Origin of the sequence: Empedobacter sp. UBA5987, from assembly GCF_002429865.1 — a bacterium.
GTDB lineage: Bacteria > Bacteroidota > Bacteroidia > Flavobacteriales > Weeksellaceae > Empedobacter > Empedobacter falsenii_B.
This window is the reverse complement of record NZ_DJBB01000012.1, coordinates 55,713-68,841: the sequence shown is the minus strand read 5'-3', so window position 1 is coordinate 68,841 and position 13,129 is coordinate 55,713. Positions and strand designations below refer to the sequence as shown.

The following is a 13,129-nucleotide window of genomic DNA, read 5'->3' as shown; positions in this document are numbered from 1 at the left end:
ACAATGAAAAAGTTAATTAAAAATATACTTCTTACAACACTATCAGCACTTGCTTTAACATCATGTGGAGAATCTAAAACTGATGCAAATACAATAAATGTTGGTGTAATGACTGGACCTGAATTTGAGGTTGCTCAAATTGCAAAACAAGTTGCAAAAGAAAAATACAATTTGGAAGTAGAATTGATTACTTTCAATGATTATATTATTCCGAATGAAGCGTTGAATCAAGGTGATTTAGATGTTAATGCTTACCAAACAGTTCCATTTTTAGAAGAACAAGAAAAACAACGTGGTTACAAATTAGAACCTATTGGAAATACATTTTTATACCCAATCGTTGGATATTCTAAAAAAATAAAATCTATAAATGAATTAAAAGAAGGTAATACAATTGCTATTCCGAATGATCCAGCTAATGGAGGTCGATCTTTATTGTTGTTACAAAAAATAGGTTTAATTAAATTGAAAGATGGTGTGGGTTTATTTCCTAAATTAACTGATATTGTTTCTAATCCTAAAAAATTAGAGATTTTAGAATTAGAAGCTCCCCAATTACCTCGTGTTTTAGATGATGAAAAAGTAGCGATTTCTGTTATTAATAATAATTTTGCAGGACAAGCTGGTTTAGATGCTAAAAAACAAGGAATTTTTACAGAGGATAAAGAATCGCCTTATGTCAATATCATTGTGAGTCGTGAAGACAACAAAAACGATGAAAAAGTGAAGAAATTTGTACAAGCATACCAATCTGAACAAGTTGTTAAAAAAGCAGACGAAGTATTCAAAGGTGGAGCTATAAAAGGTTGGTAAAATAATTATTTATAATATTAAAAAGGCTATTCAATTGAATAGCCTTTTTGTTTTATTAATATCCCACCGCTTTGTCATCACCTCTTGGATCTGCACCAGCTTGATATGTTCCGTCAATGTTGACCAAAATTCCTTCTACACGTCCGTAAGGTTTACGTTCTTTCAATGTATAGCCTTTTTGTTTTAACGATTCACGAACGTTTTCTGAAATTGCATTTGGCTCATAATCGATTTGGTCTGGCAACCATTGATGATGAAATCTTGGTGCTGCAACAGCTTCTTGCATCGTCATTCCGAAATCAACAACATTCAAAATTGCTTGAAAAACAGACGTTATAATTGTAGAGCCACCTGGGGTTCCCACAACCATAAACAATTTACCATCTTTCTCTAAAATAGAAGGCGTCATCGAACTTAACATTCTTTTCGAAGGTTCAATCGCATTAGCTTTTCCTCCAACTAAACCATATAAATTTGGTGTTCCTGGTTTTACAGAAAAATCATCCATTTCATCATTCAACAAAAATCCTGCACCTTCTACTACAACCAAAGATCCATAGGAATTATTCAAAGTAGTCGTTACAGAAGCCGCATTTCCATCTTTGTCAACAATTACATAATGCGTTGTTTCCATTGATTCTTTACCAATTATTTTTCCCGCTTTAATTGCTGAACTTGGTGTTGCTTTATCAAATGAAAAATCTTTCATTCGACTTACATTATAACTTTTATCCAACAATTGTTTTTGCGGAACTTTTATAAAATCTGGATCACCTAAATGCTCTGCGCGATCAGCATAAACGCGACGCTCTGCTTCTACCATCACTTGAATTGTAGAATCTGCTTGAAATCCCCATTTGTTGATTGGATAATCTTCGATTGATTGAAATAACGAAACCAATGCAATTCCCCCACTTGAAGGCGGCGGCATCGAAATTACTTTAAGACCTTTATAATTTCCCGAAACTGGCGTTCTCCAAACCGATTGATATTGTTTTAAATCTTCGTGCGAAATAATTCCGTTTCCGCGTTTCATTTCTTTCACTATTAAATCAGCCGTTTTTCCTTCATAAAAACCAGCACGACCTTTTTGTTGAATTAATTTTAATGTATTTGCTAAATCTTTTTGAACCAACAAATCTCCTTCTTTCCAAGATGATTTAGACGTTAAAGCATTCGTTTTTGAATTATATTTTACAAAATCATTATGCTTATTTGTCAGTTCGCTCGCTTGTTGTTTTGTTATTTTAAATCCTTTTTGAGCTAAATTAATAGCTGGCTGAACTAATTCTTTCCAATTTAATTTCCCATATTTTTCATGCGCTTTCACCATTCCATCGACTGTTCCGGGTACTCCTGCAGCAAATTGTCCATACAAACTAAGATCAGTAATTGCATTTCCATTTTTGTCCCAATACATATCTTCACTCGCTTTCAAAGGTGCTTTTTCACGATAATCTAACGCATCGGTCTTTCCTTTTGAATCACGATAAACCAAAAATCCACCGCCACCAATATTTCCTGCATTTGGATAAACAACCGCCAACGCAAACTGAACTGCAATAGAAGCGTCAATCGCATTTCCACCTTTTTTTAGAATTTCAACTCCAACTTTTGAAGCTTCGGGATGAGCTGTTACAACAGCTCCATTTTTGTAAGATTCTTGCGCATTCAACTGAATAATCGCGAAGAATGAAACTATAATAAATGATATTTTTTTCATAAAATCGATTTAAACAAAAATACCAAACCTTCATCAATTACGACAAAGATTTGGTAAAACATATAAACTATTTAAATTATAAACTTAATGATAAACGAGCGAAAGCAAAGCGTCCTCCTGTTCCGAATTGTTGTCCAGTACGTGAATACACAAAATATCCTGCTCCTCTATTTCCTCCAATTTTCGTTTCATCAGGATAGATATCAAACAAATTATTTGCTCCTATTGTTAACGAAATATTTTTGTTGAAAGCATAACCAAAACTCAAATCTGTTACAACTTTTCCGCTAAATGTTTGCGAATCGGCCACCGTATTTGTCGCTGCATCAACTTCTCCAAAATACACGTTTCTTAAGTAAACATTCCATTTATCCAATGAATAATTCATGGATAAATTAATTTTTGTACGAGGTATAGCCGATTCTAAATAAATACGACTTGAACGATCAAAATAAGTAGACTCTTTTCCTTTCAATAAATCGGAAGCATGTACATCACCCACAACATTTGTCTTGCTAAAAGTCGCCGATAAATCTCCACGTAATTTTCCTGCTCCCAAACGATCTTGATACGTCAAAACAACATCTATTCCTTTCGTTTCGGTATCAATTGCATTTGCGAAGAAACGAGCTGAAGTTGCATTTGCTTGTTGCAATAATTCGTAAATCTCTTTATCTTGTGCTGATGCATTTGCTGCATTACTTCCTGTGAAAGATCCTGTGTAAATGATTCGGTCATCAATTCTAATGAAATATCCGTCAACACTCAATTTGAATTTTCCCCAATTTGCCGTAGCTCCAGCCGAAACTGATTTCGATTTTTCTTCGTTCAATTGTGGAATTCCTAATAATTTTGCAGCACGACTATCATTTGTAAAAGTTCCTGAATTAGAAATTGCTCCATCTAAGAATAAACTTGATGTTGCACTAAAATATAATTGATGTAAAGATGGCGCTCTAAATCCTGTACTTGCTGCGGCTCTCAACACATAGTTTCCTAATTTGTATCGAGTCGAAATTTTTCCATTTAATGTTGAACCAAAATCTGAATAATCTTCATAACGTAACGCAGCAGCCACTAAGAAATCTTTCGTAAAATTAAATTCAGTATCTAAATACGCCGCAACAGAATGACGATTTGCATTGACTTCATTCGCTGGTAAAAATCCTGGAAAAGCTTGCGCTCCACCTGCTAAAGCAGTACCATTTACAGCGAATAATGTATTGATATTTCCATTAAAATCTTGTACATAAATTGGCTTTCCATTTCCGTCTACACCAATTTGACGAACTTTACCATAATTCGCATAAGATGACTCTTCACCTCCTACAATTTGATAATTTTCATAACGAAATTCTGCACCAAAAGCGACATTAATTCCAGCTAAAACATCATCAAAAAAACGCGTAAAATCCAGGTTGGTTGTATTCTGCGTAAAACGATATCCACCAGCTTCAAAAGATGTTGGTGAAGATTCTTTCATCGATGCGTTAACTGTATTTTTTACTCCAAAATCGATGGTATTATTTCCGTATGTGTTCGAAAAATCAACTTTCCAACCGTTAATTTCACTACGAATTCCCGCTGCTAAAGAGCGATCGTAATTATTGGTTTGAATCAATGGTAAAAATCCATTTGGATAAATTGACGCAACAGTTTGATGCAACTGAGCAGGCTGACGACGAAAGGCTGCTGATTCTCCTAAACGATAATTTAATCCTCCAAATGCATAAATTTCGGTTTTATCTGAAACTGGGAAAAGTGAATTAATAAAAATCGCACCTCCTTCATTTTTTGATTGTCCAATACGCGAAACATAATCAGCACGCGTTTCTCCACGGCGGGCTAATTCCTCCTCTGTAATATCTTTTCCAGTTGGATTTGGATATAAATCTGGTCGATTATAATCTGAAAAAATTGTTCCTGTAAATTCTTTTTGACGATTGAATGGTTGACGCTTGTCGTAAGAACCTGCAACATTTACAAATCCTCCTTTTTCTCCAACTTTTACACCATAATTCACATTCGCTTGAAAAGTTTCGCCATCAAAATTATCTTCTGCATTTTTCGAAAGATTTCCTCCATACGAAATTGACGCGCGTAGTTTATCTGTCGAATCTTCCAAGACAATATTAATCACACCTGCAATCGCATCAGAACCATATTGAGCCGCGGCTCCATCTCGAAGAATTTCAATTCGTTTAATTGCAGAAGTTGGTATTGCATTCAAATCTGTACCGACAGAACCTTTACCAAACGAACCATTAATATTAACCAATGATGTTGTATGACGACGTTTTCCGTTAATCAAAACTAATACTTGATCTGGTCCTAAACCGCGCAAAGAAGCAGGATCTATATGATCTGTTCCATCAGAAATAACTTGCGTATTCGAACTAAAAGATGGTGCAACATAATTTAAGATTTGATTCAACGAAACTTGTCCTACATCTTTTGTCACCTCTTTAATATCTATCACATCAACTGGTGTTGAAGAATCTAATTGTGTACGTCCCACTGCACGTGAACCAATCAAAACGACTTCGCTAAGATCAGTATCCGAATTGATTGATTGTAAAAAGAAATCTAAAGAAACTTCATTTTCATCAAGCACATTAATCGTTTGCGTCGTTGTTGGCTCACCTATTTTTGAAACAATAATTTCATACTTCCCAGGCTCTAACGTTAGTTGATATAAACCATCTGCATCTGTTGTAGTCGTAATATTTGTTCCTTTTACATTAACCGTTGCTTGATCGATTGGTCCATTTACATCTTCAACCGTACCTGTGACTTTAGTTTGAGCGAATAAAAATGTTCCGCCGAAAAGAGCGGTTAGAAAAAATATTTTTTTGAGTGAGTATAATTTCTTGTTCATATTTACAATTTTAAAAGTCTAGCAAATTTATAGACTTTATAGAATATAAAACAAGTCGTTTTTAAATAAAATAAAAGAAAACTTTAAATTAATGTTAAACAGAGATTCTATTCTGAAAATAAGATTAATAATAGAATATAATTCTATATAACAAGTAGAGTATTGATTTTTATTAAATAAAATTTCATAAAAAAAGGAGCTCAAATTGAGCTCCTTTCAAAATATTTGTTGAGAATTGATTATTTCAATTTCTTTTTAACCTCTACAGTTTCGTAAGCTTCGATAATGTCACCTACTTGAATATCGTTGAAGTTTTTGATGTTAAGACCACATTCGTAACCTTTACTAACTTCTTTCACGTCATCCTTGAAACGTTTCAATGAAGCTAATTCACCATCGTGGATCACAACTCCGTCACGAATGATACGAATACTAGAGTTTCTGTAAACTTTACCGTCTAAGACCATACATCCAGCAATAGTACCAACTTTCGTTACTTTGAATGTTTCACGAACCTCAATATTACCTGTTACTTGCTCTTTCAACTCTGGAGATAACATACCTTCCATCGCTTCTTTAATCTCTTCGATCGCAGCATAGATAATTGAGTAAGTTCTAATTTCAACTTCTTCTTTTTCTGCAATATCACGAGCAGATCCACCAGGACGAACATTAAATCCGATAATAATCGCATCTGAAGCAGAAGCTAATAATACGTCAGATTCTGTAATTTGTCCAACTCCTTTGTGTAAGATGTTAACAATAATTTCTTCTGTCGAAAGTTTTTGTAAAGAGTCTGTTAATGCTTCTACAGAACCATCCACGTCCCCTTTCAAGATAATATTCAACTCTTTGAAATCTCCTAAAGCGATACGACGTCCAATCTCATCAAGTGTGATGTGTTTTTGTGTACGAATAGTTTGCTCACGTTGTAATTGATCTCTACGAGTTGCAATTTGTTTCGCTTCGCGTTCGTCTTCGTAAACTTTGAACTTATCACCTGCAGTTGGCGCGCCTGCTAATCCTAATATTGTAACTGGTGTTGATGGTCCAGCAACTTTGATATTGTTACCACGCTCATCTAACATTGCACGAACTTTACCATGATGAGATCCTGCTAATACATAATCTCCGATGTGTAATGTACCTGTTTGTACAATAATTGTCGAAACATATCCGCGTCCTTTGTCTAATGCAGCTTCTACAACTGTACCAGATGCTTTACGTTTTGGATTTGCTTTAAGGTCTAATACCTCAGCTTCTAATAATACTTTTTCTAATAAATCTTCTACTCCTAAACCAGATTTAGCCGAGATTTCTTGAGATTGGTAAGTCCCACCCCAGTCTTCAACTAATAAGTTCATTTGAGCTAATTGCTCTTTTACTTTTTCTGGATTAGCTGCTGGTTTATCAACTTTGTTGATTGCGAATACCATTGGTACTCCAGCTGCTTGAGCGTGAGAAATTGCTTCACGCGTTTGTGGCATGATTTGGTCATCGGCTGCAATCACAATAATTGCAATATCCGTTACCTGAGCACCACGAGCACGCATCGCTGTAAAAGCCTCGTGACCTGGTGTATCTAAGAATGCTACACGTTTACCACTAGGCAATGTTACGTTGTACGCACCAATATGTTGTGTAATACCTCCAGACTCACCAGCAATTACATTTGCTTTACGAATATAATCTAATAAAGATGTTTTACCGTGGTCAACGTGTCCCATTACAGTTACAATTGGCGCACGAGTTACTAAATCTTCTTCGTTATCGATTTCTTCTTCTTCAGTTGAGATTTCTTCTTCAGCATTAGCAAATACTGCTTCGAATCCAAAATCATCTGCAACTAATTGAATTGTATCCGCTTCAAGACGTTGGTTCATGGTAACCATGATTCCCAATGACATACATGCAGAGATAACTTCTGTAACAGAAACATCCATTAACGAAGCTAATTCGTTAACCGTTACAAATTCTGTTACGTGTAAAGTTTTGTCCATGTCCATTGCTTCTTGCTCTTGCTCAGCAAACTCACGACGTTCTTTACGTTTGTCTCTTCTGTGTTTAGCCCCTTTAGATCCTTTTCCTTTATTAGTAAGTTTATCTAAAGTGTCTTTAATTTGTTTTTTAACATCTTCGTCAGAAAGTTCTACTTGAGGAACTCTTGGTCCACGATTGTTTCCACCTCTAAAGTTTCCACCACCTTGACGATTACCACCTTGTCCGCCTTGACGATTTCCGCCTTGACCTCCTGGGCGATTTCCACCTTGTCCTTGACCACCTTGACGGTTGTTATTATTTCCTCCTCCGTGGTTGTTATTACCACCTTGACGATTGTTATTGTTTCCTCCGTTTTCTCCAGCTTTTGCTACATCTTCTGGTTTAACGTTTTTCTGGATACGTTTGCGCTTTTTCTTGTCAGCAGCGTTATTAGCACCTTTTTGATTCCCTTTTTTATCGTCAGTTTTTTTCTTATCAAATTTAGATAAGTCAATCTTTGCACCTGTAAAATTAGGTCCATCTAATTTTGTGTAGACAGTTTCAATTTTTTGAGGTTCAACTGCTGCTACTTCTTCAATCTCTTCTTTCTTCACTTCAGGCTTCGCTTCCGTTTTTATTTCAGGCTTTTTAACCTCTTCCACCTTTTTAGGTTCTTCTTTCTTCACCTCTTTTTTAACTTCCGCCTTCGGTGCTTCCGCCTTTTTAGGTTCTGCTTGCTCTTTTTTAGGAGCTGGAGAATCTTGCTTTTTAGGTTTACCTGTATTATTTATTTTATCAAGATCAATAACTTTAATCACTTTTGGTCCTTTCGTTTCCTCTTTTGATTCAGTTTTTGGTTCAGCTTTTGGAGCTTCCTCTTTCTTGATTTCTTCTTTCTTCACCTCTTCTTTTACCGCAGTTTTTTCTACTTTGGCTTTAGGTTTCAAAGCATCTAAGTCTATTTTTCCAACAGTCTTTGGTCCTTCCAATTCAACTTTCGTCGTTTCAATGATTTCAGGTTTCTTTTCTACTGGTTTTTCAGTTGCAGCTTTTGCTTCTGCTTCTTTTTTCTCAGCGGCTTTGATATCTGAAATTTTGTTAATGACTACTTCACCGGAAGCTTGCTTTTGTTTAGCATCAGATCGGAACTCATTAACTAAAATATCGTAAGTTGGCACATCGATTTTAGAGTTCGGATTTTTTTCTACTGTTGTACCCTTCCCTTCTAAAAAATCAACAGCTCTATCTATTGATATATTTAATTCTTTTAATACTTTACTTAATCTTATTGTTTCCGACATATGAAGCTAATCTCTTATTTTAATGTTTGCAAATGTATGAATTGTTTATGACTTGAGTATGAATTAATCTTCAAACTCTTCTTTTAACACACGGATTACGTCTAAGATCGTCTCTTCTTCTAAATCCGTACGTTTGATTAAATCATCAACATCTTGTTCTAAAATACTTTTGGCAGTATCTAACCCGATAGCACTAAATGCTTCGATTACCCATGCATCGATTTCGTCTGAGAATTCTGATAATTCTACGTCTTCGTCTTGGGCTCCTTCTCTGAAAATATCAATTTCCATTCCAACTAATTTAGAAGCTAAACGAACATTGTAACCTCCTTTACCAATTGCTTTCGAAACTTCGTCTGCATTTACGTAAACTAAGGCTTTGTTTTCTTCTTCATTAATTTCGATATTCGAAATTTTAGCTGGGCTTAAAGCGCGTTGAATAAACAAACTCATGTTGTTTGTGTAGTTGATTACGTCGATATTCTCGTTACGTAATTCGCGTACAATTGAATGGATACGAGATCCTTTCATTCCGACACAAGCTCCTACTGGATCGATACGATCGTCGTAAGATTCTACTGCAACTTTTGCTTTATCTCCAGGGATACGAACTACATTTTTGATTGTAATTAATCCGTCTAAAATTTCTGGAATTTCTTGTTCAAATAATTTCTCTAAGAATTTTGGTGATGTTCTAGATAAAATAATTTGAGGTTTTGCTCCTCTTAATTTTACGTCATCTACAACTGCACGTAATGTATCTCCTTTTCTGAAAAAATCTGATGGTATTTGATTTTCTTTTGGTAAAATCATTTCGTTTTGTTCGTCATCCATAATAATCACTTGTTTGTGACGTACATAGTGGATTTCTCCCGAAACTACTTCTCCAATTAAACCTTTAAATTTCTCGTATAAATTAGAGTTATCATGCTCCATTACTTTAGAAACCAATGTTTGGCGTAATGTTAAAATCGCACGACGACCTAATGCTTCGATCGGAATTTTTTCCGATACTTCTTCACCTACTTCAAAATCTGGCTCAATTTTACGTGCTTCAGATAATTCGATATCTGTTGCGTCGTCTTCTGAAAAACCGTCTTCTACAACGATACGGTTGTGCCAAATCTCTAAGTCTCCTTTATCAGGATTTACAATAATATCAAAGTTATCATCTGTACCATATTTCTTTTTCAAAACACTTTTCAGGGTTTCTTCTAAGATTGCCATCAGCGTAATACGGTCGATGTTCTTATCGTCTTTAAAATCTCCAAAAGATTCAATTAATGCAAGATTGTCCATTAAACTTTAATTTTTTTAAAAGGTGACTTTTATAATCGCTTTCTTGATGTCAGCGTAATTTATTTTTTCTTCGTGTTCTACTGTAATTTTTCCTTTTCCTACAGGTTTAGGTTCGCGCGCTTCCCAAAAAATTGTAACACCTTCTTCATCGGCTTCTACAATTTCGCCTTCCATCACTTTGTCGCTTAATGTAGCTTCTAAAGTTCTTCCTACATTTTTGGCAAATTGGCGTGGCATGGTTAGGTTACTTCCTACACCAGGAGAGGAAACCTCTAATGCAAAATCACATTCTTCTCTATCAAGATTGTGTTCTACATGTCGGCTTATTCTTACAATTTCTTCGACTGAAAGACCTTCGTCTCCATCTGCTAAAATTACAATTTTATCATCTGGAGTGATTTTCCAATCGATAAGAAACAATGACGGATTTTCCGCAATTGCTTCGTCTATCAGCTGTTTTACTTTACTTGAATCCATATACAACGAAAAAGAGAGCTATAACCAGCCCTCCTCCATTTATTCCTTTAAATTCTTTGCAAATATAGGTCATTTTTTTTTATTGACCTAATTTCAACCATTTAATCTGATTAATTCATCAGTTGATATACAAATATTCCGATAAATATTAACGTTAATATAATGTCGTAACCTGTTGTTAAAATAAATCCTACAAAAGATCCGAAAGCAGATTTTAATGCAACTTTTGGCGAAGCTGCGCTAAAAATTAATTCACCTAACAACGCTCCCAAAAAAGGTCCTACGATAAAACCAATTGGTGGAAAAAATAATCCGATGATTAATCCGACAATAGATCCCCAAATTCCGTACTTGGTTCCGCCTAATTTTTTGGTCATATACGCTGGCAGCAAATAATCTAAAAGTGCGCCTAATAAAACAAAAAGTCCTGCAATAATTATCGTTCCCCAATTGTAACTACAATCGCCACTGAATTTGAAAACTAATAATCCGACCAATGCTAAAGGTGCTCCTGGTAAAACTGGCAAAACAGTTCCGACCAAGCCAACAACCAATAAAATTCCACTAATAAGATTTAGTATACTATCGTTATCCATTATTTTAGTATTTTTAAAACTGTAACTTTGCACAAACAAATCTATTTAAACTCAATTAACAGCTTATGCAAGATAAATCTTTTTATGAAGAATTTTCTGATGGTGTAAAATTTTTTTTCAATCAATATTTCAAAATTGATTTGTCTGAAAATCTTTTTACTTTCTTAGAAATTGTCGCTTGGATAGCTATTCTTTTTGTGTTAGATTTTGTGTTAAGAGCCGTTATTCTTCCGCTTCTAAAAAAATTAAAGAATTTCACCGAAAACGATTGGTTGAAGTTTTTGTACAAAAACAAAGTCTTTGTTTCCGCTATTCATCTCATTCCAATCAGTTTTGCATTAAGCATGAATGTTATTTTATTCAAGAATGAAGGAAATATTTTTCATGTTGTTCAACGCATTACGCAACTTATTTCATTAATCGTTTTTACGCAACTTATTTTCCGAGTTATCAATACAATTATTGATGTGTACAACGAAGAAAATAGTTATACAACAGTTGGAGTGCGAACTTTTGGGCAAATGTTGAAGTTTATTATCACGTTTTTTGCGATTATTTCTGGAATAATGATTTTGTTTACGGTTGATAAAAACACAATTATTACCGTTCTCGGAGCTTTAACCGCAGCTGTTTTATTGATTTTTCGTGATGCAATTTTCGGATTTGTTTCTGGTTTGCAAATCTCCTATTCTAAAATTGTAAAAGTTGGCGATTGGATTACCGTTTCCAAAGGCGATATTGAAGGAACAGTAAAAGAAATTAACATCAATTTAGTAAAAATTGAGAAGTTTGATAAATCTATTGCAACGGTTCCAACTGTAGATTTGGTATCGTCTCAGGTAACCAATCATATGGCGATGTTGGCAACTGGAACACGTCAAATAAAACGTTCTGTTTCGTTTAATGTAAATTCGTTTCAGTTTTGTAACGAAGAAATGTTAAATCGTTTCGAAAATATTACTTTAATTCATCATTATATTCAACAAAAACGTCACGAAATCTCTATCTATAATCAAAACATTGAAAACTCTGATTTAGATATTAATGGTAAAAACTTAACCAATATTGGTGTTTTTAGAATTTATGTTGAACATTATTTAAAAAGTTTGAAAACAGTTTCGCAAAATGATCCAATTATCGTAAAACAATTACCTGTTTCTCCGCTTGGAATGCCCTTAGAAATTGGATGTTTTACAACTTCGGCAAGCAATTTGGAGTTTGAAAGAATTCAGTCTGATATTTTCGATCATTTGTTAACAGCTTGTCGTAAATTTGACTTAGAAATTATGCAAAGCATTTCGCTTTCTGATATAAAAAAATTATAATATAAAATCATGACTAAATTAAGTGTTAATATAAATAAAATTGCCACAATTCGTAATGCGCGTGGTGGAAATACGCCAAATCTTGTAGAAGCGGCAATCAAAATTCAGGAATTCGGAGGACAAGGAATTACGATTCATCCACGTCCAGACGAACGTCATATTCGTTACCAAGATGTCTACGATTTGAAACCTGTTGTAACAACTGAATTTAATATTGAAGGAAAACCGATTGATAGTTTTATGGAATTGGTTTTAAACTCAAAACCAGAACAAGTTACCTTAGTTCCTGATGCAGAAGATGCGATTACATCAAATGCTGGTTGGGATACAATCAAACATTTTGATTATTTAACAGATGTGATTAAAACGTTTAAAGATGCTGGAATCAGAACTTCTATTTTCTTAGATCCAAATCCTGCTTTAATTGAAAGTGCTGCGAAAACTGGTGCTGATCGAATCGAGTTGTACACAGAAGAATTTGCGACGCAATACGGTTTAGGAAATCTTGACGCAATTCTTCCTTACAAAGAAACAGCAAAATTAGCAATCGAAAATGGATTGGCTGTAAATGCTGGACACGATTTGAGTTTAGATAATATTGAATATTTTATTCGCGAAATTCCAACAATTGCCGAAGTTTCTATTGGTCACGCGTTAATTTCTGAAGCTCTATATTTAGGTTTAGAAAATACAATACAAGCGTATTTACGTAAAATTGAATTAGCAAATTTGTAGAA

Annotated in this window: 9 protein-coding genes; 3 read left to right on the top strand and 6 right to left on the bottom strand. The window is 34.5% G+C overall.

What is annotated here, in order from left to right:
• The first annotated feature begins 3 nt into the window (after positions 1–3).
• A complete protein-coding gene (gene metQ / locus B3J26_RS01665; protein WP_280037274.1) occupies positions 4–813 on the top strand; it encodes a methionine ABC transporter substrate-binding lipoprotein MetQ in 810 nt (269 codons plus the stop codon).
• A gap of 55 nt (positions 814–868) precedes the next feature.
• Here metQ and ggt read toward each other — a convergent pair whose 3' ends face one another.
• From ggt to B3J26_RS01635, 6 genes are all read right to left on the bottom strand, one after another.
• A complete protein-coding gene (ggt, locus tag B3J26_RS01660) occupies positions 869–2,536 on the bottom strand; it encodes a gamma-glutamyltransferase (protein WP_291072905.1) in 1,668 nt (555 codons plus the stop codon).
• Positions 2,537–2,612: 76 nt separating this feature from the next.
• Positions 2,613–5,414: a TonB-dependent receptor gene (locus B3J26_RS01655; protein WP_291072903.1), complete on the bottom strand. Its 2,802-nt coding sequence runs from the start codon at positions 5,412–5,414 to the stop codon at positions 2,613–2,615.
• A gap of 239 nt (positions 5,415–5,653) precedes the next feature.
• Positions 5,654–8,695 carry a translation initiation factor IF-2 gene (gene infB / locus B3J26_RS01650; protein ID WP_280062411.1) on the bottom strand — a complete coding sequence of 1,014 codons (3,042 nt, stop codon included), beginning with the start codon at positions 8,693–8,695 and terminating at the stop codon, positions 5,654–5,656.
• Between the two features lie 63 nt (positions 8,696–8,758).
• Entirely contained in the window at positions 8,759–9,994 is a 1,236-nt protein-coding gene (nusA, locus tag B3J26_RS01645; protein ID WP_038335048.1) for a transcription termination factor NusA, read from the bottom strand.
• 15 nt (positions 9,995–10,009) lie between these two features.
• A complete protein-coding gene (gene rimP / locus B3J26_RS01640) occupies positions 10,010–10,471 on the bottom strand; it encodes a ribosome assembly cofactor RimP (protein ID WP_219033837.1) in 462 nt (153 codons plus the stop codon).
• A gap of 110 nt (positions 10,472–10,581) precedes the next feature.
• Entirely contained in the window at positions 10,582–11,067 is a 486-nt protein-coding gene (locus B3J26_RS01635; protein WP_291072901.1) for a DUF456 domain-containing protein, read from the bottom strand.
• Between the two features lie 65 nt (positions 11,068–11,132).
• Here B3J26_RS01635 and B3J26_RS01630 point away from each other — a divergent pair, with 65 nt between their 5' ends.
• The gene (locus B3J26_RS01630; protein ID WP_291072899.1) at positions 11,133–12,392 is read left to right on the top strand and encodes a mechanosensitive ion channel family protein; all 1,260 of its coding nucleotides are present in this window, start codon (positions 11,133–11,135) and stop codon (positions 12,390–12,392) included.
• A gap of 9 nt (positions 12,393–12,401) precedes the next feature.
• Positions 12,402–13,127, top strand: a complete 726-nt coding sequence (locus B3J26_RS01625; protein WP_125350500.1) for a pyridoxine 5'-phosphate synthase — start codon at positions 12,402–12,404, stop codon at positions 13,125–13,127.
• Positions 13,128–13,129 lie beyond the last annotated feature (2 nt).